The sequence below is a fragment of the Pedobacter jeongneungensis genome (assembly GCF_039538295.1).
Taxonomy (GTDB): Bacteria; Bacteroidota; Bacteroidia; order Sphingobacteriales; family Sphingobacteriaceae; genus Pedobacter; species Pedobacter jeongneungensis.
In genome coordinates this window covers 101789-126840 of the sequence record NZ_BAABBY010000013.1, presented here as the reverse complement: position 1 = coordinate 126840, position 25052 = coordinate 101789, and the positions used below count along the sequence as shown (strand labels likewise).

The window sequence follows — 25052 nt, the reverse complement described above, 5'->3', positions numbered from 1 at the left end:
TCATCCTGCAAATCCCAAAATCTTTTAATCCTATTCTATATGATCCTGTTAATCCTAAAATCCTTTAATCCTATTCTAAATTTACTTAGCTTTGCTGCTCGAAAAATATATGCTTACACTAACTGAATTAAAAACATTATTGGCTACGCCACAACGGATTGTGATCACTACGCATCATAAACCTGATGGCGATGCGATGGGTTCATCGCTGGGATTATATGGATATTTAATTCAGAAAGGCCACCATGTAAGGGTAATTACCCCAACCGATTATCCTACTTTTTTACATTGGATGCCGAACAATGGTGATGTAATTATCTTTACCGAGCAGCAGGAACAGGCGGCCAAACTGGTAGATGAAGCTTCAATCATTTTCTGCCTTGATTTTAATACTTTAAGCCGCATTAACGAACTGGGCGAACTGGTGAGGGCAGCAGGTGCTAAAAAAATCATGATCGATCATCACCTCGAACCGGAGGATTTTGACGATTACCGACATTGGGATATTAATGCCTGTGCAGCGGCACAATTGGTTTATGATTTTATTGTGAACCAGCTGGATGATCAGGCCGGGATTAATAAAGATGTAGCTTCTTGCTTGTACACGGGTATTATGACCGATTCCGGATCGTTCCGTTTCGAGTCTGCAACTTCTGAAGTGTACCGGATTGCCGCAAATCTGATCGATTTAGGTGCCGAGCACTGGAAAATCCATCAACTGGTATATGATAATGCCAGCGAAAACCGTTTACGCTTTTTAGGTTACTGCCTGTCAAACAAATTAGAGGTTTTAAGAGAATACAATACTGCTATAATTTCGGTTACAAATGAAGAATTAGCCCAATACCACAGTGTAACCGGCGATACAGAAGGGGTGGTAAATTACGCATTATCAATCAACGGAATCCGTTTGGCAGCTTTGATTATCGAACGTACCGATAAGGTTAAATTGTCGGTAAGGTCTACCGGAGATTTCCCTGCAAACGAAATCTGTAAAAAATATTTTAACGGTGGCGGACATAGAAATGCGGCCGGTGGCGCAGCAGAAAAACCCTTAGCTGATGTAGTTAACGAATTTAAATCGATATTAGCAGAATATAAAGAACAATTGATCGCCTGAGGGCAAGAAATAAACACTAAAACTTAAAAAAGTCAAATTAATAAATGAAAAAGGGAATTATTATTCTAGCAGCAGCTACTTTAGGCTTAGCGGCATGTAAACAAGAGAAAAAGGGAGCTGGTGGTTTATTATATACCATCCACCACTCGGCAGGTAACGAAAAAATCAAAGAAGGAGACATCGTTAAAATGAATTTTATCCAGAAAAACGATAAAGATTCAGTTTTATCAAGCACTTTTGATAGCGAAACTCCTGCTGTATTTCCTGCACAGAAAAAAATGTATGCTGGCGATATGAACGATGTATTAACCTTGTTCGGAGAAGGCGATAGCGCAACTTTTAAAGTGAACCTGGATACGATGGCTTTCCATAGCAAACAGCCAAAACCAGAGCAGTTTAAAAACGATAAATACATCACTTTCACTGTTAAAATTGAGAAAGTATTTAAGAAAAAAGCTGGCGAAGCTGATTCTACTTTCAACAAAAGAGCAACAGAATTTTTCCAGGCTGACTATAAAGCTTCTTCAGAGAAAAAGAAAGCTGCAGAACCTGCTAAACTTAAAGCTTATTTAGAAGATACAAAACTGGCAACCAAAACTACTGCAAGTGGTTTACACTACATCATCGAAACACCTGGTAGTGCAGAAAAGCCAGCTTTAGGCGATACCGTATTAATTGATTATACTGGTAGAGTAACTAAAAAAGGTAAAGATGGTAAATACAAAATCTTCGATACAAGCGACGAGAAACTGGCTAAAGCTGAAAACGAATTTAAAGCAGGCAAACCTTACGGACCTCAAAAAATGCCGGTTGGTGGTACTATCCCAGGATTTACCGAGGCTTTACAGTTAATTGGTAAAGGTGGTAAAATCAAAGTTATTATTCCTTCTAACCTAGGTTATGGCGAGCAAGGCGCACCACAAGTTGGTATTATGCCTTTCAGCCCGATTGCTTTTGATCTTGAAATTAAAGACATTATCAAAGGAAAACCAGCACCAGCAACTCCGGCTCCGGTAGCAGCAGCTCCAGTTAAAAAATAATTTTTCGAAAACATATTTCAAATCCTGCTTATTAAGTTAAGCAGGATTTTTTTTGCCTGATTTTTTTTTGACGCAGAACCAAGAAATAAAAACTTTGCAAAGATTCGTAAAAACTTATTATAGTCTATCTTTGTCTGATCTAATAAAATGGCCTAACATCCCTAAACGGATTAAAGGTTGATTTTTAATTAATATATTAAATGAAAAAAGGAATAATTATTCTCTTGGCAGCAGCATCAGGACTATCTGCCTGTAACAAATTCGAAAAGGGTGAAGGAGATATGACTTACAAGATCTATAAAAGTGACGGTAAGCCAAAAATTCAGGATGGCGATTATGTAAAATTAAACGGCGTACAAACCGTAGAAACCAATACCAATCCCGATTCGGTAATGGTGAATACTTACGATAATGAGCGGCCTGCTTTTTTTGCCATCAGTAAATCGATGTTTAAAGGTGATTTAGCTTCTGGCTTGAAGCTGCTTGGAGAAGGCGATAGCGCAGTTTTTAAACTAAACCTCGATTCGATGGAGAAATATTCCGGTCAGCCGAAACCAAAAGGTTTAAAATCGAATATTGCTTCTTTCACCATTAAAATTGAGAAAGTATTACATAAAGGAAAAGATCCTGATTCTATTTTTGAGGCAAAGAAAAGGCTTTTCTTTGAGGCAGAATACAAAGCTTTAAACGAGAAAAACAAAACGGTAGAACCGGCCAAAATAGCTAAATACGTAGAGGAGAATAACCTGAAAGTAACTACTGCGCCATCTGGTTTGCAGTATGTGATTACCGCGCCGGGAAATTCAGAAAGGGCAACTTTAACCGATACAGTGCTAATGGACTACACCGGTCAGTTTACCAATAAAAAGTCGAACGGAACATTAAATGTTTTCGATACTTCGGATGCTAAAATTGCAAAAGAAGCCGGAATTTTCTCAGAAAGCGTACAATATGTACCGCGCAGTTTACCCTTAGGGCAATTGCCACAAGGTGTTATTCAGGGTATTCAGCTGATTGGGGTAGGCGGTAAGATTAAACTGATTTTACCATCTAAATTAGGCTTTGGTGAAAATGGCGGCGGACCGATCAATCCGTTTACACCGTTGGTTTTCGATGTAGAACTAAAAGGCATTATTAAGCCAAATGCAGGCTTGCCATTAGCTAAATAGATTATTATTGATTAGACCTCGCGGGTTTTAAAACCTGCGAGGTCTTTTTTTATGCCTGTGCTTCCAGGTATTGTGCATAACAATAACCTTCTTCGCCATCCTTGGTTCTAACCAGCCACCACAAATCATTGCTTCTGTTAACCAAAGTAATCACTTCACCATGTGCCGCTTTACCTACAACGGGCTGATCGGTACCCGGGCCTTTGCGGATATTTAAATTACTGCTTTCTGTAATTACCTTTGCATGCGTTACGGCCGCATCAATGGCTACATTTACGTTCAGCACCAAATCGCCGGAAGTAAAGTTCGGATCAATCTGGTTGTACACTTCCCAAAGGTGGTCTTTGGTTGCGCCGTCGGCTGCAGTACCATCTACGTATAAAACGCCATCCTGTTCCCTTACCAATAAATCAGTTATACCTGCTGCACTTGCAGCATCGGTTAATGCCTTATATTTATCTGTTAATGCCATCACTAGAATTATTTAACGGTTAGTTTATTGTCGATTTTTTTAGGTTTTAACGCACTTAAATGTTGCATTAAGGTAATTAACGACGCCTTTTTAATTTCGCCGGTTAATAAAACCACACCATCTTTAACCGCTGCCTTCACCGTTGGGAAATCTTTTGTGGCATCGGCAACATTCTTAATTAAAACAGCATCATCTGCAATTACTACCGGTAAATCAGTTGGTTTAATGATTAAGTTATTGGTAACTGTTTTTACTCCTTTTTCGGCTTTTGCAATTTCTCCTGCTGTGGTTTTTATTGCCTCATCATCAACAACGCCGGTTAAGGTTACGTTCCCTTTGGTAACAGCTACCGTAATGCCAGCCGCTTCTTTGGCCTGAATTGCAGCCTGAATAGCCGCATCGTTTGGTTTACAACCCACACAAAACAGTGTAGCCGCAACAACCATGCTCATTAAAAATTTACTTGTTTTCATCCTTTTGGTTTTATAATTGATATTATTTGAATTTGCAAATCACAGAAACTGGGATAATTTCTTTTTTGCTATCGATAGGATGAATTCGATAAGGCTAATATAGGAAATGAGTTTAAATAGAAAAGAAAATCCGGTAGAAAATTTAAATAAATTTTAAATGCTGTATAGACCTCACAGGCTTAAACCGGGTTATTCATGTTTTTATAGGCCTCATTGAGGGCTGCATCGTTTAAAAACCTGCAAACTAAGAACTGCAAACTGAGAGCTGTAAACTGAGAACTGCAAACTGATTTGGGCGTTCCCCAAAGGGCGGGCTTTTCAGGGCTGCGCTTCGCTACGGTACCGATGAAGAACCGGTACTGAACCCTTACAATCCCTAACGCAAACCCAACTATTACGGAACAGACTTTGAAAATTTAAACCCAATCTTTAAAAGGTTTAACGGTAAGGTTAGAATTGTAATATTTTGCATCTTCGGTAACTTCATTGCTTACCCAATCCGGTAAATCAAAATGTTCATCTTCGCTTTCCAGCTCAATTTCGGCAACAATTAAGCCTTTGTTATCTCCTGAAAATACATCCACTTCCCAAAGTTTGCTGTTAAATGTAATTTCGTACCGTGTTTTAGAAAGTTCTGATTGCGAGAAATGATCTAATAATTCTGTGGCCTCACCAACCGGGATCTCGTATTCATATTCCAGCCTTGTGGCCCCAACGGTTTGGCCCTTTATCGTTAAAAACCCTTTGGTTTCCGTAGCCCTTACCCGTATGGTTTTATCTTTATCAGTAAGTAAATAACCCTGCCTGAAGAGTTTTCCTTCAGGTTTGTTAAGGTTATCCCACTTTTGCTGATCAATTAAGAATTTGCGTTCTATTTCTTTTCCCATTATTAATATTTTCGTCTTTCCCGCGAAAGCGGGAATCTTAATGCTGATTGTTTAACGGGCCCTTTTCTGTAAATCCGCAACAGGCATACTAATCAGTCTGCCGATGGGTTGTTTACCACGATAGGTAATTACACGCAACATACTGGCATCTTTCGGAACCTGCAGTGCAGTAGTATATTTTGGATAAAAACGATCTGGAGTAGAATTATCAAAACTGTAATAAATATCCAAACCATCAATCTCAGGCGTAAGCTCTATCATCAGTTGTTTATCAGCACTGCGTTTTACGGTAAAAATAGGATCGTAAATGGCCGGCGAATATTTGATCTCTGCTAAATCCAGGCGTTTAAAATGTTGTTGCGTACGATCAACAAAATTGGTCCAGTTTTTCTTTTCAATAGGGCTCCAGATGGATTCAGCAATAGCAAATGCACGTGGATAAACCATATATTCTACCTGGCGGAAGGTGAAAATCTGTTCCGTCCAAAGGTTTGCCTGCCCGCCGATAACATACTGCGCATTTACACCAGCCGGAACCGGGTTAAACTGATAAGCCTTGTTTAACCTTAACGAGGCATAAACTTTTGGTTCTGTAATCTGATCTGCCTGCATATAATCCAGGTAAGCAAAATCAGTAGGGCTCATTACTACATTATGTTTATCATTAGCGGCCTGAATACCGTATTTCATTCCCCGCCAGCTCATTACTGCAGCTGTTGGCGATACGCCACCTTCCAGAATCTCATCCCAGCCCATAAATTTTTTACCTTTCGAAATCACAATCTGTTCTACCCGTTTTTCAAAATAAGCCTGTACCTGCGGAATGGTTTTTAAACCTTCGCGCTGCATTAATGCCTTTACCTGATCGTTCTTTTCCCAAAAATTATGAGGCGCTTCATCACCGCCCATGTGGATGTATTCGAAAGGGAAAAGTTTGGCTACCTGCGTAAGTACTGAATCTAAAAAAACATAAACTTTTTCATTTGCAGGGCAAAGGGTATTATCAACCAGGGCTGTTGGCGGCGCACCACGGCTCCAATCCATAATTTTTTCGCCTGAGCGTACTTTATAATTTACCGCATCCGGTGTGCATGATAACTCCGGATAAGAAGCAATAATGGCTAAACTATGGCCCGGAACATCAATTTCGGGTAATATATTTACAAAACGATCCTGTGCATATTGTACCAGTTCTTTAATATCTTCCTGGGTATAAAAACCACCATAAGTACGGGGCTCATCAGGAGTTGGTGGCGTAAAATCGCCAAAGGTTCCTGTTTTTTTAACGCTCCAGGCACCAACTTCGGTTAATTTAGGCAAACCTTTAATTTCAATTCTCCACCCTTCATCATCCGCTAAGTGCAAATGCAGCAAGTTAAATTTATAACGTACCATGTCATCAATAAACTGTTTTACTTCCTGTTTGGTAAAAAAGTGACGGGCTACATCGAACATTAAACCGCGCCAGCCCAATTTCGGATAATCTGTTACATCCACACAAGGTGCTTTCCATTTCACGTCGTTAACCAGTTCTTTGCTCTCTATTTCGGCAGGAAAAAGCTGGATTAACGATTGTACGCCATAAAAAATACCTGCTGGCTGGTTTGCGGTAATTACCACTTGCGTAGGGTTAACATTTAGCTTGTAACCTTCTTTGCCGAGTTGAGTATCCTCCTGCGTGTTTAAAATCAGTTTAATGGTTGGGTGACTGGAATTACTCACCGTGCTTACAAATTTTCCTGTAGCAGTGGTAATACGATCTGATAAATAAGCAATAGATTGCTTTAACTCCCCGCTTTTAACCGCTTGAATAATTACATTTTCGGGTAAGGTAAAGGTTCCGGTTTTTTTTACCAATGAAACAGGTTCCGGAATAATGGCAATTGGTGTTTGCGCTACAGCGCTTTCAGCATCGCCGGTTTCAGTTTCTGTAACAATAGATTGAGCGAATGTATTGGCTGTAAAGAAGCAGCAGGAGATAATCAGAAATAACTTTTTCATTAAAATAATTAAAACGGGTTAACCGGATAAGTATAATCCGCAATTTATTAAAAAAGATTTAATTTGAGCAATTGGCAGAGTGCAATGAGAAAGGGGCGTGGAGAATAGAAGACTAATTATCAAACTTTTTTTGGCCTTCTCTTCTTAATAATATGGTTTGGACAACGCTATATAGAATTCTGGTATTCCAGTTATCTAGGTAGCTGTAACCTTTATTGATAAGTGATGGGGCTTGTTTCGAAAATATGGCAAAATAGGTTTGGTAATCTTTGGTACCTACATCATCCCAGGGCAATGATTTTTCTTCTTCTTTAATGAAGCTTGCGGATTTAATTTTAATGCCAAACTCATCAAATTTCACATTAGCCAAAGTAAATGGTATTTTTTGCTTGAAAAGCTCCAGATATTGATCAACTAAACCATCGAAATAACTTCGCCATAATTGGTTTAATATTTCTATATATTGGTTAAATAGGGAGATTTTATTTATGCCATAATAAGAACCGAAACTTATTTTAATCGTTTCCCCATCTCCATTTTTAATAAATAGTTGATACTTTCTCCCAACCGTAAATTCAAATCCTCTAATCCATTCGATGCCAAACCTGTATTGTAGTGGCTCTCCCTGGGATAAATCGCTTATTGTCGAAACCGATAGTTTTTGATTGCCAAATGATATGAATTGTGGGGTAAATAATAATTCTTTGGGATGCCGGTTAAAAAAACGTTGCTTAATTAACCAGCTATTTTTAGTGTGCGCTGGAGTAGTCATGATTTAGATTTTATTAATGGAATAACAGGAGTTTTTACTCGGCTGACTCTACCTTTTTTCGATTAAATCTCTTTATTATTGTGGTTAATGAACCTTTAGCTCCTGAAATAATTTTTAGGATGGTCGCATCATTATACCTTTCATAGTTTTTGCGGATATCTTCTATCTATCGGAATCATTGTGTTTTACTCTTGTAAAGCGTATCTGCCAGCTTAATCGCCTGATCGATGTTCTGTCTTAAATTTAAAATAGATTTTTGGTTTGGCAGGTTTTCTTTCTGGTATTTTTTGATCAATGGGAATGTTCTGGAGACTTTTAATGCCAGTTCCAGGTCGTTTAAAGAAACCATTTTGGCATTTATCGTTTTAACCAGTTTTCGATGCGATGAAACCTTGTCGTTATATTCTTCGAGATTTTTGGCTATTAGTGTGGTTAAACTTTTTCTTAACAGAGAATCTTTGATCTTTTTTAAATGGTAATTGGCAGATGTGAAGTACTCCTGGTTTTTTCCATCATAAATATCAAATTTCTTTAACGAATCAGTTTTTTCATCCCTGATTTCATTGATACTTTCTGCCAATTTCTTTAGCGCAGAATCTTTACTTACTGCATCAGCATATAAATTTTCTATTAAATCCCCACTGCCTCTTTTCGAAATAATATTGTACGATTTGTCGTCCTGTAGTGCTGCAGGTGTTTCTTTATTATTGGTTTGTGTTTCAGCATCATTACACGAAAATGCCGTACAGAGTACGATACCGTAAATCATGTTTTTTTTCATGGAGTGTTAAATATTTAGTAATATTTAATGATACAAATAAAGGTTCACTTATAAAAACTGCTTCAGCCATTCCATTGCTTTTTTATCATCTGTAAAAGATTTCATGGGGATAGGCGGAATCTGGAACTTGAAAAGAATCTTCATAATCAATTGCGCCAAACCAGGTTTCGAAACCATGGCCATTGCAGTATAAATTTGGGGCAGTTGCTCTGTCGAGAATTTTCTTGTTTCTTTATCCGGAACCGGCGAATTTTTTAAATAAATTAACAGTGGAACTTTTTTATTTCCCGTGATTTTCTTCACCAGTGCAACATTGGCCGAAATATTTTCTACGGTACGTAAAATACTTTTACTGTACGAAATCAGTATTCCATCATCAGTTAATAAATAATCGGCAATTTCGCCTTCAATGAGCTGTTTATCTTCCATATTAATTATAATATAGCTGGATTTTTTGACATGATATTAAATTCGTTTATCAAAGAAGCGTGGTCAAATTATCTTTTCTAAACTGGTAGTAATTTCTTCAGTTACCGGGTTAATGATTTGCATATTCTTTGTTTTTGCAACAGATCTTCACAGATAAACACCGATTTAAAATGTAATAATCATAAGAATCTGTGTTAACCCTTTTTAGCTGTGGTTAATATTTAACTTTATCGCACGAATAAATGCCTCGTGTATATTTTTACTAAACGGACTTTGCTGATCTTTTAAACGCTCGGGATGCCATTGTACAAATAATAAAAACGATTTTCCTTCTGGTTCCAATCGTTCCATAGCTTCAGTAACCCCGTCAGGAGAGATTGCGCTTACTACAAGCCCTTTTCCAGTTCTATCAGTGCTTTGATGGTGGTTACTGTTTACCAGGCCTTTGTCAGTATTAACAATCTGGTTAAGCCATGAAGAAGGATTCACCAAAATTTCGTGATAGCGGTCTGATTTATCGTGCATTTTTGAATGATCAAATTTGCCCCAGGTTGCGATATCGGGGATTAAAGTGCCGCCAAAAAATACATTCCCAACCTGTATGCCACGGCATATGCCTAAAACCGGAATTGAATGGGCTTCGGTATAGGTTAAAACCTGAAATTCAAATTCATCACGTTTTTCATCGATATCATCCTCGTAGCAATAATGATAATATTCGGGATGGTTATAAAATCTTGGGTGTACGTCTTCACCTCCGGTTAAAACGATACCGTCGCACTTTTTAATCTCGTCGAAATTGTTAAGCTTGTATCCGAGCTGGATTACTTCTACATTTTTGTTGTAAGATAATACCCAGTCACGGTAAATGGCGTACTTGCTGCAGTCGGTAACACCAATAATTATTTTATCAGACATAGTCTTTTAAGTTTTGCTACAGGTTTTCACAGCTGAACCGGATTCTGCGCATAGTAGCCTGTCGAAGGATCACTTAAATATGCTTTAAGGTGTTTCGACAGGCTCAAAAATGGCAGCGCCTAAAGTGAAATCGCTAATGATACAGCCGCTAAGCTTTACTCAGCACCACGGTTTTTATTCACAATCTGGCTGTCTCTCGTATTTTTCTGCACCGTAATGGCACCAAACAGAGAGAGTAGAAATGCAAAAGCATAGAAACCCTTTTCGCTGGGCAATAAAGTGGCATTCCACAAACCAATTACCAGTAAGGTGATGGTTAACAGCGTAGAAAACCAGCTGATGCCGTAATAAATTTCAGTAACCGGAATTCCTTCCAGTTTATCGCGAACAGCTTTTTGTAAAGAGATTACGGCAAAAAGGCCGAACATCAATACCGTAAAATAATATCCTTTTTCGTTGAGAAGCATATCCGAACGCCACAGGCCTACAATAAAGCCGATCATTCCGATACCTAATGCCATCCAGGCCGCAGCCACGAATGCATTCGATGGTTTTTGATTCATTGTTTTGAGATTTAATTTAATTCAATAGAAAACGTTAAAGATTTCTTAATGTTATTATTTGTCTAATATATACATTGCTTGCAAATAAGGACTAATTTAAATCGGTCCGTTTTACTTTAACCTATTTTGACAGATTGGATAAAAACATTATCTGTGCTTTAGGGTTAATCATTTTAAACACTTTATCTTAGTAAGATGCGAACGTTGCTAACTTCTGCCCAAATGCGCAGTGCCGATCAGTTTACCATTGCAAACAAACCAATTGCTTCAATTGATCTGATGGAGAAAGCCGCCAGGGCCTTTGTACAAAGTTTTTTGAGAGATGAGTTTGATCCCACTAAAAGTGTTGCTATTTTTTGCGGCAAGGGAAATAATGGCGGCGATGGATTGGCTGCTGCCCATTTGCTGCTGGCTAATGGTTATCAGAATATAAAAGTGTATATCATCAACTTCAGTAACAAGCAAAGCGACGATTTTGCCATTAACCTGCAACGGATAGACGAATCGCGCTGCAAAAAAGTATTTATTAACCAGCCTTCCGAGCTGAAAAGCCTTAAAGCAGATTTAGTGATCGATGCCATTTTAGGTTCTGGTTTAAATAAAGCGCTGGCTGGCGATTATGAAGAGCTGGTGCAGTTTATTAACAAACAACATAAAAAGGTGTATGCTGTTGATGTACCTACAGGTTTTTTTGCTGAAGGAAAATTGCCTGAAGTATATAATGGCATCAAAGCCTATAAAACAATCTCCTTTCAACGTCCAAAAATTAACTTTTTCTTTCCCGAATCTGCAGCTGCAACCGAAAAATTTGAAGTAGTAGAAATTGATTTGGATGAAGGGTTTATTCAAAAACAGGATGCTGCTTTTCAGTTGATTGAAGAAAGTGATATTCAAAATATCCTTCGCCCGCGGAAATTGTTTAGCCATAAAGGAACCTATGGTCATGCATTAATTATCGCCGGGAATACCAATACCATGGGGGCCGCTCTGCTTTCGTCAATGGCTTGTTTGCATGCCGGTGCAGGTTTAACTACGGCTTGTATTCCGCAGGGTGGTTTAATTGCGTTAAATACGACCTTGCCCGAGGTGATGGCATTGCCCAGAGATGAATACACCAGAATTGAAGACCTTAAAAAATACCAGGCCATAGCCATCGGACCGGGTTTAGGAACAGATCCTGAAAATGAAAAATTACTCGAAAGTTTAATTCTGTCTAAACAACCTTTAATAATTGATGCGGATGCCTTGAATATATTGGGCGAAAAACGCGATCTGATCGATAAACTTGCCCCAAACACCATTCTTACCCCCCATATAAAAGAGTTCGATCGGTTATTTGGCGAACATGAAAGCTGGTGGGACAGGGTGCAATCGGCCAGAGAACAGGCAAAAAAATTAAAGATTATTATCATACTTAAAAACCAATATACTTTCATTTGTCTTCCAACGGGCAAAGTATTGATTAACCCGACTGGTAATCCGGCGATGGCGCAAGGGGGGATGGGCGATATTTTAACTGGAATTATTGCAGGCTTTGTGGCGCAGCGATATACAGCTGAAGATGCTGCCATTTTAGCCTGTTACATTCATGGGAAAGCTGGTGATGATCTGGCTCATGAGCACTTTGTGGTTACCGCTTCACAAGTGGTTAGAAGAATATCAGGAGAAATTAAATTATTGATCCCCAGATAGTTTTAAGTTAGTGTGTAAAAAAAAATAACCCTGTTTCTACTATATTTATAGTTAATAATTTATAGCTTAAGGGAATATTTAATCAGATATCTAAAAACGGAAAACGAAATTATTATGGCACAAAAAGAATACACGCTGAACGAACTCATAAAGGAATCAGCAGAAAACCCGGCAGAAAACGATTTTTTTGAATTGGAAAAACCCGCCATGCTCGAAGTTAACCTGAAAAACCAAAAGATTTTGGCCAAAGCAGGCTCAATGGTGGCATATATTGGTAATATCGATTTTAAAAGAGAAGGTTTATTAAGCAAGGGCTTGGGCGGCTTATTAAAGAAAGCCATCTCTGGTGAAGGAACATCACTGATGCACGCAACCGGAACCGGTAAATTGTACCTGGCTGATGAAGGCAAAAAGGTTAAAATCATTAAACTTCAAAACGAATCGGTTTTTGTAAACGGAAATGATGTTTTAGCATTGGAAGAAAACATAAAAAACGAAATTAAAATGCTCAAAAGCATCGCCGGAATGATGAGCGGCGGTCTATTTCAGGTGAAATTATCTGGAAGCGGTTATATTGCCATTACCACGCATGGCGAACCGATTTTATTGAGGGTTACAGCTAATCAACCGGTTTATACCGATCCTAACGCTACGGTGGCCTGGTCTGAAAACCTTACCCCAAACATTAAAACCAATTTAACTTTCGGTTCTTTTATTGGCAGGGGAAGCGGCGAATCGTTCCAACTGGAATTTTTTGGAGAGGGCTGGGTGCTGGTGCAGCCTTATGAAGAAGTGAAATACGCTGCGAAATCTTAATTACCGAATCGTCATCTCGACCGAAACACAGTGGAGCGGAGAGATCTTTATAGTAAGGTCTCTCTGCATGTGTTAATTATGTATTGCGCTTCTTTCAGTAAAAAAATATTTATCCGCTTTTTTGGAAAGCACATACAGAAGCATTTAGACAACGACAGTCCTGCCATTCGCTTTACCTCTTTGCGTTCGGTGTTCGCTGCTGTCAGGTTTAAGTGGCACGGGCCGTACAACTATTGAGGGTTGCAGGGCGCAGCACAGCGGTTAAATGGCCAGGAGCCATACACATCAATTCCTAAACCCGGTAGTAACGAAAATCCTTTTTATTGCCTGAGTAATATTAAAATAAACCCTTTGCCTGGTAGCAATATTAGCAATAAAAAGATTGGAGTGAATAACGGGACTACAGCACCTACGGAGCTTTAAATGATCATTTTCTAATATAAATGCGCAGCTTTAACTACCTTTATTAGGAAATTTTCGAATGTTTTACCCTACTGTTAGATTTCTCCGTTTCGCTGCGCTTCAATCGAAATAACATTCAAGCAGGAAGGAAACAAAAAATCCCAACATTATCAATGCCGGGATTTTAATATGTTGATTAAATAACTTCTGATTATACACCGCCCATTACGGTTAATTTATCCATGGTTGGGTTAACGCTTCCGCCCATAGGCTCTAAGGTTACGGCAAAGGCCTGTGCCTCCTCAATGGTCTGCATTTTTACAAGTGCTTCGTTATTGGTCGAATCAGTTTTACCGAATACGCCTAAACTTACCGGTTTTCCATTTACCAAAGCCCATAACTGATATTCGTGTTCTGCATCGGTTTTAGGTAAATCCATCGCCACATAATTAATCAGTACACTTTTATCTTTTTTGTTCCAGTACACCTTCATTTTAGAAGTTGGGCTAAAAGCCTGTCCTGCCATTCTGATGGTTGCCCATTCTTTGCTATCGGCCATGGCAGCCATATTATCTAAGCCCTGGTTTTCAAACTCCAGTTTGCTTACTACGCCGGCAAACTTTTGCTTATCCAGGTTTAAACTTGCAATCTGATCATGAGCAGCATTCAGCTTGTTATAAGTAATAAACAATGCCGCTGTACTTACTACCAATAAAGTTATACAAGCAACTAAGGCGTAACGTAAAGTTCTCACTTTGGCATCACTTCCATCTAAACGTATAATTCTTGGTTCTTCTGTATAAATTGGTTCGGGTTGAACATTCACATTCTCTTCAACTTCACTTAATCCCAACTTTTCGAATAATCTTGTTTCTACATCTGCAGATGGTTCTACAGCATTTTGCATAGCATATTGCTCCATAGCCTGCTCAATGGCAGCTATTTCATCTCTTACCTCGGAGCTTTGAGATGCCATTTCCTCAACCTGCAACGCTTCTTCAGGTGATAAATCACCTAAAACGTACAGTTCAAGTACTCCAGATTCGATATATGCTTTTAAATTTTCCACGCTCAATTAAAATTCCTTCTCAATTCAATAATAGCCAACCGGATCCGGGTTTTCACCGTACCTAATGGCAGATCTAACTTTTCTGCGGCTTCCACATGAGTGAAACCCTTGTAATAAACTAAATCAAGAACTGCTTGTAAATCCGGTTTAAGGTTGTCTACAAGTTGCTTAACACCAAGAACATCAGGATTAAACGTAACCTTGTTTTGTTCATCAACGAAACTTACGTTATTTTCTATATCTTGGTTTTTGAGTGAATTCTTAAAATCTTTAGAACGGAGTTTGTCGATCGATAAATTGCGGGCAATATTCATCATCCACGTAAACAAACGTCCTTTTGTATGATCATAGTGTGTTGCAGACTGCCAGATTTTTACAAAAGTTTCTTGTAATACATCCTCTGCAAGCTCTGTGTGGGTAATAATGCGTGAAATAACGCCATAAAGTGCTGACGAATACATGCTGTACAGTGTTTTTAGTACCGCCGGATCTTTCGATTGCAGTGCTTGAACAAGTTCAGGCTCAGATAGGGTTAATTTTTTTAATGCAGTCACTATTGGTCACTAAGATACAATACAGAACACCAAAAGCAAAAAAATGTTTTAAAAATGCATTCCGTCTGAGAGTGCGATTTTTAAAACATTGCAGATCTATTTCTAAGAAATAGAATTATGCTATCCCTTCAATCGGGAAAAGGTGTTTTTCGGCATGGTAAGATGAACGTACCAGCGGACCACTTTCTACATATTTTAATCCTTTTGCCAAACCAGCTTCTTTGTACATGGCAAAAGTATCAGGGTGGATCCAGTCTACCACAGGGTGGTGGTTGCGGGTTGGCTGTAAATATTGACCTAAGGTTAGGATGTGCACGCCATTGGCCACTAAATCGTCCATGGCTTCGAAAATATCTTCTTCAGTTTCGCCAAGGCCAAGCATAATACCTGTTTTGGTTCTTAAACCAAATTCTGAAATTCTTTTTAAAGCCTCTAAACTTCTGTCGTATTTAGCCTGGATACGTACCTGTCTGGTTAAACGCTTAACGGTTTCCATATTATGCGATACCACCTCAGGGCGTTCTTCTAAAACGCGGTATAAATTATCCCACTGACCTTTAAAATCGGGAATTAAAGTTTCTAAAGTAGTTATCGGGCTTTCTCTGCGGATGGCCTGTAGGGTTTCAGCCCAGATAATTGAACCGCCATCTTTTAAATCATCGCGGTCTACCGAAGTAATTACGCAGTGTTTTACACCCATTAACCTTACCGAATCGGCAATGCGGTTAGGCTCGTCAACATCAACTGCTAAGGGGCGCCCCGTTGCCACGGCACAGAAAGAGCAGCTGCGGGTACAGATGTTCCCTAAAATCATGAAAGTTGCCGTACCTGCACCCCAACACTCGCCCATATTCGGGCAGTTTCCGCTTTCGCAGATGGTATGCAGCTTATGCGTGTCTACTAAACTGCGAACTTGTGCATATTCTTTACCAACGGGCAATTTTACGCGTAACCAATCTGGTTTGCGTTTAACTTCAGTTACAGCAGGTACTACCGGTAAATCAATCATGGTACAAAGTTAATGAATAGGATTGAATTGTTGCAATGCCGAAATGTTTGAGGGTTGTAATAATAGTTGGGTTCGTCAGGTTAACTGTAACTATATATGAGGTCTAAATCAGATCCATTTCAAATGCAATCTGCCGTTTGTTCTCTGTAAAACCAATTCGCTCGTAAAACTGATGGCTTTCGGTGCGTTTGGTATTGCACCTCACTTTTAATTTTTTTACTTGTTGCTGTTTTGCCCAAAGTTTTACACGATCAATTAACTGTTTCCCGATTTTTAGGTTGCGGTATTCAGCATCAACAACTAATCCTCCGATTTCGACAAAAGGATCTGATTCTATCCTTAAAGTATAAAAGCCATGGATCCAGCCCACCACTTTACTATTGTGCAGGGCAACATAACCGCAATTTTCGTTATTGTTACTGATTTGCCTGATCCTGAGCAGTGTTTGTTCGATATTGCTTTGGTAACCCAATTGTGTGGATAGCCCGGCCACACTTTCTGCATCTTTTTCGGTTATTGCCCTGAATTCGACCATTGTTGAAAATTTATTATGTTAAGCTAAATTAGGATTAAAAAATTATTCATCCCTCAGATGGTAACATCTGACGGCACGGATGCTTGCTGGTTATCTTCCTAAAAGCACCAGCCCGTGCCACCTAAACCCTATTGGAGCGGCAGCCTGAGCCTCTTCGGCGAAGCTACAGCGGAAAGAGGGACTGCTGTAACCGATGAGCACTAAAGCAGCTTTCCGAATAATAAACTGGCAATAAAACAATATAGCAATCAAACAATCCAACAGTATCAAATAATCATTCTGCCCAGTGGATAAATGTTAGCTAAAAATCATAAGCCAAACATTACCATTTTAAAGGTTTTAACTTTCTAACTAAATCTTACATTTGCAATATGGATACTGGCTTACAGCTTTACAATACGCTTTCACGCAAAAAAGAACTTTTTCAACCCTTAAATGCACCCAATGTTGGGATGTATGTTTGCGGTCCGACCGTTTATAGCGATGTGCACCTGGGCAACTGTCGCACTTTCATCTCTTTCGATTTAATTTTCAGATACCTTAAATATGCTGGTTATAAGGTGCGGTATGTGCGCAATATTACCGATGCCGGCCATTTGGAGGGCGACAGGGATGAAGGTGATGATAAATTTGCAAAGCGTGCAAAATTGGAACAGCTGGAGCCGATGGAAATTGTACAGAAATATACTTTGGGTTTCCATGATGTATTACGCATGTTCAATACGCAACCACCCAGTATCGAACCTACGGCTACCGGTCACATCATCGAACAGATAGAAATGATCAAGGTGATTATTGCGAATGGTTATGGTTATGAGGTGGACGGTAACGTATATTTTGATGTAGAAAAATACAGTAAGGAATATAATTACACCATTTTAACCAACCGCAACCTCGAAGACATGCTGAACAATACCCGAGAACTGGGTGGACAGGATGAGAAACGCGGCAGGCTGGATTTTGCCCTTTGGATAAAAGCCAAACCTGAAACTTTAATGCAATGGCAATCGCCATGGGGTATGGGCTTTCCGGGCTGGCATATTGAATGTTCGGCCATGAGCGCTAAATATTTAGGTGCAGAGTTTGATATCCACGGCGGTGGAATGGATTTAGCGGCAACACATCATACCAACGAAATTGCACAATCGGAAGCCTGCAGCCACAAACAGCCTGCGCGCTACTGGATGCATACCAATATGCTTACGGTAAATGGTACACGCATGTCTAAATCGGCAGGAAATGGCTTTCTTCCTTTAGAGTTGTTTACGGGCGACCACCCTTTACTGAAAAAAGGTTATAGCCCGATGACGGTGAAATTTTTCATGTTGCAGGCACATTACCGCAGTACTTTAGATTTTTCTAACGATGCTCTGGATGCTTCGGAAAAAGGATTTCGCCGTTTAATGTCGGCAATTGGCCTTTTAAATAAACTATCGGTTTCTGAGCAAAACGATTTTGATATTGATGCATTGAAAGGGAAATGCATTGCAGCCATGAATGACGATTTTAACAGTCCGATTTTAGTTGCAGAGCTTTTTGAAGCCGTTCGCATTATCAATACCGTTTACGATGGTAAAGGGAAAATCTCAGCCGAAGCTTTAGCAAAATTAAAACAACTGATTAACGATTTCGTATTCGATATTTTAGGTTTGAAGGATGAAGATGCCGGAGGAAACGATTTAAACGGCGTTTTAGATATGGTGATTAACTTAAGGACTGAAGCAAAAGCCAATAAAGATTATGCAACTTCAGACCGTATCCGTATCGGATTGCAGGAATTGGGTATTCAGCTTAAAGATGGTAAAGAAGGAACAACCTGGAGTAAGGCTTAATCAGTTTGCAGTTGTGAGTTTGCAGTTTTGAGCTGTTATTAAATAAATAATGATAAAAAATTGTTAGCTGGCATTAACTGGATAGCGACAATAGATATTACCGATTCATAAATGAAGGTGTAAAAAAAGGTCCTGATGAAATTTCATCAGGACCTTTTTTAGTTATTGATTTTATGCTGTTTCCGCTACCCTTGCAACGTTGCGGTAAGGAAATTCGTTAAAAATATGTCTGCGGGCGAAACGTCCCGGAGAATCGGCATTTACCAGTTTCACATAAATTGCTTTTGGCACATCGAAATATTCGTAAGCACTTCCATCAAAAAACTGGATATTTAATACCTGTTGTTTGTATTCGAAATCCTGAATGTTAGATAAAGTAGTGGTTTGTGTGTACGTTTCGATATTTTGCTCACGGGTTTCAGGCGCAATACTTACTAAGAAATGGTAAGCTTCGATAATTTCTTTACTTCTTGCTTCTGCATCCAATTTCTCTTCTTCCTGCTGAAATTTATCAGGGTGACAATCTTTCATCAATGTACGGTACACCGATTTAAGCTCTTTTAACTCAGCATTTTTATCTACGTTCAAAAGCTTTCTGTAATCAACTATTTTTTTCATTTGGGCTAACCTCTTTTTTAATTTTGGTAAAACGACCTTAGCAATTCTATCCGCCAAACCGTTTCAAGGCCGCAAAGATACGATTTATAATCATTTGATTTTGAGAAAGTTTTGTTTTTTCAAATATTAACAATAACCTAACCTAATGGTAAAATTGGGTACAAAAAAAGTTTTGCAGCATTTACACTGCAAAACTTCATATTATAAAACGCAATAAGCGGTTAATATTTAGCTTGTAAAGAGTTTTCTATTACTTCTTTATAATAATTGATATATTCCGGAAGGATTTTTTTCAGATCGAAATCCTGTGCTCTTGTAAAAGCATTTTCTTTAAAACGGTTCAATGTTTCATCATCTTTCAGTATTTCCATGGCATGGGCGGCCATGGCGTCAACATCACCAACATTGCTCATGTAACCGCAAAAACCATCTACATTAAGTTCCGGTAAACCACCGGCATTGGTGGTAATTATCGGTACTTTGCAAGCCATGGCTTCCAGTGCAGCTAATCCGAAACTTTCTGATTCTGAAGGCATTAAGAACAGATCTGATACTGATAAAATTTCCTCTACGGCATCCTGTTTACCTAAAAAGCGCACATTTTCGCAGATGTTAAGCGACCGGCAAAGTTGTTCGTTATACACACGTTCTGGTCCATCGCCAACCATTAACAGTTTTGATGGAATTACCGCCTGTACCTTTTCGAAAATTTTGATTACATCTTCTGTACGTTTTACCTTTCTGAAATTGCTGGTGTGGATTAGAATCCGTTCGTTATTTGGGGCAATTGCTTTTTTAAAGTGATCTTTTGCCTGTAAACTGAACCGACTAAAATCTATAAAGTTAGGGATGACTTTAATTTCTTTTGTAATTTCGAAGTGGCGATAGGTATCTTCTTTTAAATCTTCCGAAACGGTGGTTACGCCATCGCTTTGGTTAATAGAGAAAGTTACCACAGGTTTATAGGTTGGATCTTTACCCACCAAAGTAATATCAGTACCGTGCAATGTGGTTACCACCGGGATATGAAGGCCATAACTGGCTAAAATCTGCTTCGCCATAAAAGCAGCAGAAGCATGTGGAATGGCATAATGAACATGCAATACATCCAGTTGCTCAAAACGGACAACATCTACCAGTTTGCTGGCCAATGCCGATTCGTAAGGAGCATAATCAAAAAGCGGGTAATTCCTTACCGAAACCTCGTGATAAAAAAGGTTTGCAGAAAAGAAATCGAGCCTGGCCGGCTGACTATATGTGATAAAGTGAACCTGATGACCCTCGTTAGCAAGCGCCTTACCAAGTTCTGTTGCAACTACTCCACTACCGCCAAAAGTGGGGTAGCAAACAATTCCTATCTTCATTATAAACGTATTGTTGTTACCGCAAATGTACCCGATTTTAATCTATAATGCGTGTCGGCCTATTGCAATAATAAAGACTAGATAATAAGTAGAGATTTTACCAATAAAAAGAGATTGACTATTTGAGGTTTCTCATTTCCTCTTTGATCACCAAAAACAGTTCATTAGGACGTTGTGTGCCTATGAAATATTCTAAACCATCACGATCGGTTAATACAACCGCATCTTTACCCGATGAGTAAAAACGGATAGTGCCTTTGGTATGGAGGTTATAAACAGGATTGTTAAAAAAATAACGGCTATAGGTTGCCTTGCGCACATCAACAATGCTGTTTAAATCTATTTTAACGCGTTTTGTTGTCCAGAGCCCATCCAGTACCATGCTGCCATTATCTACAACAATTTTATACTGGATCAGAAATAACAGGAGCATAGAAACACCAATAATCCCGAAGCCTACCACCAGAAAAAGGTCCTGAGTATTATCGCGGTCGCGCTCATATACGTAGGCCGCAAAACAGAAAGCAGCCATAATTAACCGAATAAAAATGCGGACATAATCGCGGCCGATGTATTGTTTTTCGATATAGGCGTATCTGCTTTCCACTTATTTAATTTTGAGTTCGAATATAGCAACTTTTTTTGTTGCAGTAGTTAATTTATATCGGTTATCCTGTCGCATACCTGCAATCCAAACAATTTCGCCGTTTCCATTTACCAAAATTGGAGTTGTGCTTTTCAAATGTAGCGGAACTTTCCCGTCAATAAAATAATCACTTACTTTTTTCAGGCTTCTCATACCCAGTGGGATAAATTTATCCCCGTTTTGCCAGTTCCTCAATACCAATGGAAAAATTAACTTACCGGCATTTATATAGGCTTTATTCGGGTTCGATTCGAATTTTATTTCTTCTGTAAATTTTAATACTATTTCGTGATCTCCGAAAACAATGCCTTCGGTAGCCGGGTGGATAAACTGATTGGCATTAACCGAAGCACTTTTTTCAACAATTACCAGGTCATTTCTATTGATAATGGCCTGATGGGTTGAACTAAAAAAATGTGTTCCGCTAAGTGCCTTTAAACTATCCAGAATTTCCTGTATTACATTCTCACCAAAGCCAAAAGGCTTAAGCAATTCGTAAAGTAATAGCTTTTGAGGTTTTAATCGTGTAATTTCTGCTAAAGGAATATAAATGCCATCAATCCTTTTGTTTAAAATTTTATCTGCCAGTTTTTGAACCTGAACATTTAACAAAGTCTCCATCTCAGCAAAACGGGCAATATTTTCGGCAAAGGTTTTTTCCAGGTTTGGGTTAATTTCCTTTAAATGTGGTACAACCTGTAACCTGATCTTATTCCGCGTATAATGGGTGCTGGCGTTCGAGCTATCCTCCACAAAATCGATGTTGTTGTCGGTCACCAATTCTTCAATCTGTTGCCGGTTTAAGAACAGCAAAGGCCTGATCAACCGGTCGCGCTTAGGCAAAATGCCATGCAATCCGCTAATTCCTGTGCCACGGGTAAGGTTAATCAATACGGTTTCAACCGCATCATTCTGGTGCTGTGCTAAGGCAATGTAATCGTACTGCTCTGAAAGCCTGATTTTTTCAAACCATTGGTAGCGGAGATCACGGGCGGCCATCTGCGTCGAAATTTTATTTTCAGCTGCATATTTTTTGGTGTCAAAATGCGTTACATAAAAAGGTAACCCTAAATTTTTGGCCAGTAATGCAACAAAACTTTCATCACGTTGTGCCTCACCGGCTCTTAAATTAAAATTACAATGTGCAACACCAACATCAACGCCTATCGCTTTAAATAAATGCAACATTAATACCGAATCTTTGCCTCCGCTAACGGCCAAAAGAATCCTGTTACCCTGAACAAATAATTGCTGCTGTTCAATAAAATCCTGAAATTGCTGTACGGGTAACATCCATCAAAAATATTTAATTTTAACTGGTATTCCGAACGTTCGGAACAAAAAACTAACTTTGTAGTGTGCAAAAACTATTTGTCTTTTTATTTCTTTTAATCAGTCCGGTATTTTTATTTGGTCAGCAACCCGCTTCGAAGATCAAGATTGTTTCTTACCGGCATATCTCAGGTGACACTAAAAAGAAAGCGACGTATCTGAATTTTGTTGTTTTCCAGCAAGATAACGCCACTTTAGCCTGCGATAGTGCTGTGTTTTACAGCGAGCGGAATTATTTTGAAGCTTATAAAAACGTGCACATCAACCAGCTTACCACCGATATTTATTCAGACCAGCTGGAATACGACGGAAATAAAAAGCAGGCGCATTTAACGGGAAATGTGAGGATGATCGATCCAACATCAGTTTTAACCACCAATATTTTAGATTACAATACACTCAGCAAAATAGGCACTTATACCAGCGGCGGTAAAATTGTAAACAAAGAAGTAACACTCACCAGTAAAAACGGCTATTACTTTAGTAATTCAAACGATGCTTATTTTAGGTACGATGTGGTGGTGGTTACGCCGCAATCGGTAATTAAATCAGATACAATGAGTTACAACACTCAAAGTAAATGGACTTTCTTTTATGGCCCAACCAACATCAAAGGAAAAGACGATAACCTCTACACAGAAAATGGCCAGTATAATACCATGACGGAAGATGCTTTTTTCGGCAAGAAAAATCTTTACACACAGGGTACACGATCGTTAAAAGGGGATAGTTTATATTATTACGGCAAAAAAGGAATTGGCAAGGCAGTTAAAAACATCGTTTTTTCTGACACAAAGGATAAGATGAAAATGTTCGGCGATTTAGGTTATTATTATAAGCTTGATCAGCGTACGCTTGTAACCCGGAATGCCTATCTGGGTATTGGTACTGAAGATTCGGTAATGGTGAAAAATAAAAAAAGGCCTGATAGTTTATGGATGGGTGCCGATACCTTAGAAACACAAATGGTATTGCAAAAAACTTTAAAACTGATTCCCAAAATTTCGATTAAAGCCGATAACCAGGTTGGAGAGGACGATGAAGATGGCGGTGGGAAAAAGGAAAAGGGAGAACCAAAAGTGAAACCGGAAATCCAGCCTACCCAAAAAGAAGACAGGAGTAAACGAAGGGCAGACAAAAAGAAAAAAGGTAAAGGCGATGCTGAAACGGAAGATTTGCTCAACCTGAAAGATAAAAGTACCGATAGTTTAAAATCGAAAGTAGATTCACTCAACAGAGGGCTATCCACCATTAACCCCGATAGCCTGCAAAAGAGTAATGTGTTAAAAAACAAGGCCGATTCTTTGATTAAAAACCTGCCTAAGCTTAAAACAGATAGCCTGCAAAAGAAAATAACGGATAAAACCGGCTTAAATGTAAAAGATCTTTCAAAAACGAAGATCGACAGCATGCAGAAAAAGATTACAAACAAATCAGCGCTGATTACTAAGGATGTTTCAAAAACAAAAATTGATAGTCTGCAAAATAAGGTAACTAAATCTGGCATTAAAGACAGTTTAACAAAAGCGATTGGAAATCTAAAGCCTGGCAAAGCGACCGATACTGCTAAGTTTAACCCTGCTGATACTGTTCAGGCGCGTATTATTAAGGCTTACCATGGTGTTAAAATCTTTAAAACAAATATTCAGGCCAAAACCGATAGTCTTTTTTATACCAGTGCCGATTCTACCTTACGCTGTTACAGTAACCCGATTATCTGGTCGGAAGGCTCGCAACAGGTAGGCGATACCATTTATGTGCAGTTCAAAAACAAAAAGCTGAATAATTTACAGGCTATTAAAAATGCATTTCTGGTTAATACACCAAAAGATTCGTTAAGATTTAACCAAATAAAAGGAAGGTTAATGACTGGTTTCTTTTATAACGGAAAATTGAAGAATCTTTATGTAGATGGAAACGCCGAAAGTATTTATTATACCCAGGATGACAGTACAAAAGTGTACAAAGAAATGAACCAAACGCTAAGCAGCAGGATCAAGTTTATTTTTAAGAATACGGAAAATGCAATTGAAGATATCGTGTACATCAAAGGGGTTGAAGGTGCACTAAACCCTGAAAATACCATAGCAAAAGATCATGCTTTAAAGGGTTTTTCGTGGAAACCTAGCGAGCGGCCAAAATCAAAGAAAGATGCCATTGGTTCGTCAGGGAAGCCTAAGCCCAAGGCAAAAGCAAAAACCGTGGCAGGTAAACCTGTTGTTGCAGGTGCAAAAACAGCTGTTCCGGCAGGTAAATCTGCCAGTAACGTGCCTATTGCTAAACCAAAAATTGTACCGGGAAAAGACAGTTTAAATGTGGATAAGAAACTGCCGGTTAGCAAGCAGGCAGATACCGCTAACTTTGGTATTAAACCCATTTTACCAAAAAAGGATAGTGTTCAGGTGAAAAAAGATACTTTACAGGTAAAAAAGCCAGCTGGTAAAATGTAATTAGTATTGTCGTCATTTCGACTGGAACGCAGTGAAATGGAGAAATCTAAAAGAAAAATTTAAGTATGCAGATTTCTCCCCAACTGGTAAAATGTAGTTGTTATTCGG

At 38.9% G+C, this 25052-nt stretch carries 24 protein-coding genes; 7 read left to right on the top strand and 17 right to left on the bottom strand.

The window, feature by feature from the left end:
- The first annotated feature begins 109 nt into the window (after window positions 1–109).
- The 3 genes from ABD769_RS22030 to ABD769_RS22020 all read left to right on the top strand — a co-directional run bounded on the left by ABD769_RS22030 (window position 110) and on the right by ABD769_RS22020 (window position 3329).
- On the top strand, window positions 110–1120 hold the full coding sequence (locus tag ABD769_RS22030) for a DHH family phosphoesterase (RefSeq protein ID WP_344853515.1): 1011 nt from the start codon (window positions 110–112) through the stop codon (window positions 1118–1120).
- Window positions 1121–1164: 44 nt separating this feature from the next.
- Window positions 1165–2160, top strand: coding sequence for an FKBP-type peptidyl-prolyl cis-trans isomerase (locus tag ABD769_RS22025; RefSeq protein ID WP_344853514.1), 996 nt, complete (start codon window positions 1165–1167; stop codon window positions 2158–2160).
- A 200-nt stretch (window positions 2161–2360) separates the two neighbouring features.
- Window positions 2361–3329: an FKBP-type peptidyl-prolyl cis-trans isomerase gene (locus ABD769_RS22020; RefSeq protein WP_344853513.1), complete on the top strand. Its 969-nt coding sequence runs from the start codon at window positions 2361–2363 to the stop codon at window positions 3327–3329.
- A 49-nt stretch (window positions 3330–3378) separates the two neighbouring features.
- On the opposite strand, the gene ABD769_RS22015 is transcribed toward ABD769_RS22020, so the two are convergent.
- From ABD769_RS22015 to yiaA, 9 genes are all read right to left on the bottom strand, one after another.
- Window positions 3379–3801 (bottom strand): SH3 domain-containing protein, encoded by a 423-nt coding sequence (locus ABD769_RS22015; RefSeq protein ID WP_344853512.1) that lies wholly within the window; start codon window positions 3799–3801, stop codon window positions 3379–3381.
- Window positions 3802–3809: 8 nt separating this feature from the next.
- The gene (locus ABD769_RS22010; RefSeq protein WP_344853511.1) at window positions 3810–4274 is read right to left on the bottom strand and encodes a BON domain-containing protein; all 465 of its coding nucleotides are present in this window, start codon (window positions 4272–4274) and stop codon (window positions 3810–3812) included.
- Between the two features lie 416 nt (window positions 4275–4690).
- Window positions 4691–5161, bottom strand: coding sequence for a CYTH domain-containing protein (locus tag ABD769_RS22005; protein ID WP_344853510.1), 471 nt, complete (start codon window positions 5159–5161; stop codon window positions 4691–4693).
- 51 nt (window positions 5162–5212) lie between these two features.
- Entirely contained in the window at window positions 5213–7162 is a 1950-nt protein-coding gene (locus tag ABD769_RS22000; protein ID WP_344853509.1) for a beta-N-acetylhexosaminidase, read from the bottom strand.
- A gap of 112 nt (window positions 7163–7274) precedes the next feature.
- On the bottom strand, window positions 7275–7934 hold the full coding sequence (locus ABD769_RS21995) for a hypothetical protein (protein WP_344853508.1): 660 nt from the start codon (window positions 7932–7934) through the stop codon (window positions 7275–7277).
- Window positions 7935–8109: 175 nt separating this feature from the next.
- Window positions 8110–8715, bottom strand: a complete 606-nt coding sequence (locus ABD769_RS21990) for a hypothetical protein (protein WP_344853507.1) — start codon at window positions 8713–8715, stop codon at window positions 8110–8112.
- A 48-nt stretch (window positions 8716–8763) separates the two neighbouring features.
- Window positions 8764–9144, bottom strand: coding sequence for a DUF7793 family protein (locus ABD769_RS21985; RefSeq protein WP_344853506.1), 381 nt, complete (start codon window positions 9142–9144; stop codon window positions 8764–8766).
- Window positions 9145–9348: 204 nt separating this feature from the next.
- The gene (locus ABD769_RS21980; RefSeq protein ID WP_344853505.1) at window positions 9349–10062 is read right to left on the bottom strand and encodes a gamma-glutamyl-gamma-aminobutyrate hydrolase family protein; all 714 of its coding nucleotides are present in this window, start codon (window positions 10060–10062) and stop codon (window positions 9349–9351) included.
- Window positions 10063–10217: 155 nt separating this feature from the next.
- Window positions 10218–10625 carry an inner membrane protein YiaA gene (yiaA, locus tag ABD769_RS21975; protein WP_344853504.1) on the bottom strand — a complete coding sequence of 136 codons (408 nt, stop codon included), beginning with the start codon at window positions 10623–10625 and terminating at the stop codon, window positions 10218–10220.
- Window positions 10626–10820: 195 nt separating this feature from the next.
- On the opposite strand from yiaA, the gene ABD769_RS21970 reads away from it, so the two are divergent.
- Window positions 10821–12317 carry an NAD(P)H-hydrate dehydratase gene (locus tag ABD769_RS21970; protein WP_344853503.1) on the top strand — a complete coding sequence of 499 codons (1497 nt, stop codon included), beginning with the start codon at window positions 10821–10823 and terminating at the stop codon, window positions 12315–12317.
- 114 nt (window positions 12318–12431) lie between these two features.
- Entirely contained in the window at window positions 12432–13133 is a 702-nt protein-coding gene (locus tag ABD769_RS21965; RefSeq protein ID WP_121287726.1) for an AIM24 family protein, read from the top strand.
- 613 nt (window positions 13134–13746) lie between these two features.
- Here the strand turns inward: ABD769_RS21965 and ABD769_RS21960 are convergent.
- From ABD769_RS21960 to ABD769_RS21945, 4 genes are all read right to left on the bottom strand, one after another.
- Window positions 13747–14604, bottom strand: a complete 858-nt coding sequence (locus tag ABD769_RS21960) for an anti-sigma factor (RefSeq protein ID WP_344853502.1) — start codon at window positions 14602–14604, stop codon at window positions 13747–13749.
- Between the two features lie 2 nt (window positions 14605–14606).
- Window positions 14607–15158: an RNA polymerase sigma factor gene (locus tag ABD769_RS21955; protein WP_344853501.1), complete on the bottom strand. Its 552-nt coding sequence runs from the start codon at window positions 15156–15158 to the stop codon at window positions 14607–14609.
- Window positions 15159–15273: 115 nt separating this feature from the next.
- The gene (lipA, locus tag ABD769_RS21950; RefSeq protein ID WP_025144173.1) at window positions 15274–16167 is read right to left on the bottom strand and encodes a lipoyl synthase; all 894 of its coding nucleotides are present in this window, start codon (window positions 16165–16167) and stop codon (window positions 15274–15276) included.
- A gap of 103 nt (window positions 16168–16270) precedes the next feature.
- Window positions 16271–16702 carry a GNAT family N-acetyltransferase gene (locus ABD769_RS21945; RefSeq protein WP_344853500.1) on the bottom strand — a complete coding sequence of 144 codons (432 nt, stop codon included), beginning with the start codon at window positions 16700–16702 and terminating at the stop codon, window positions 16271–16273.
- 371 nt (window positions 16703–17073) lie between these two features.
- Here ABD769_RS21945 and cysS point away from each other — a divergent pair, with 371 nt between their 5' ends.
- Complete coding sequence (cysS, locus tag ABD769_RS21940) at window positions 17074–18534, top strand: cysteine--tRNA ligase (RefSeq protein WP_344853499.1); 1461 nt, start codon at window positions 17074–17076, stop codon at window positions 18532–18534.
- A gap of 171 nt (window positions 18535–18705) precedes the next feature.
- Here the strand turns inward: cysS and ABD769_RS21935 are convergent, their stop codons facing one another.
- From ABD769_RS21935 to tilS, 4 genes are all read right to left on the bottom strand, one after another.
- Window positions 18706–19152: a KTSC domain-containing protein gene (locus ABD769_RS21935; protein ID WP_344853498.1), complete on the bottom strand. Its 447-nt coding sequence runs from the start codon at window positions 19150–19152 to the stop codon at window positions 18706–18708.
- Window positions 19153–19373: 221 nt separating this feature from the next.
- Window positions 19374–20516, bottom strand: a complete 1143-nt coding sequence (gene bshA, locus ABD769_RS21930; RefSeq protein WP_344853497.1) for an N-acetyl-alpha-D-glucosaminyl L-malate synthase BshA — start codon at window positions 20514–20516, stop codon at window positions 19374–19376.
- Between the two features lie 118 nt (window positions 20517–20634).
- On the bottom strand, window positions 20635–21123 hold the full coding sequence (locus ABD769_RS21925; RefSeq protein ID WP_344853496.1) for a hypothetical protein: 489 nt from the start codon (window positions 21121–21123) through the stop codon (window positions 20635–20637).
- Window positions 21124–22455: a tRNA lysidine(34) synthetase TilS gene (tilS, locus tag ABD769_RS21920; RefSeq protein ID WP_344853495.1), complete on the bottom strand. Its 1332-nt coding sequence runs from the start codon at window positions 22453–22455 to the stop codon at window positions 21124–21126. It abuts the gene before it with no gap.
- Window positions 22456–22520: 65 nt separating this feature from the next.
- Here tilS and ABD769_RS21915 point away from each other — a divergent pair, with 65 nt between their 5' ends.
- Complete coding sequence (locus ABD769_RS21915) at window positions 22521–24944, top strand: OstA-like protein (protein WP_344853493.1); 2424 nt, start codon at window positions 22521–22523, stop codon at window positions 24942–24944.
- The last annotated feature ends 108 nt before the right edge of the window (window positions 24945–25052 follow it).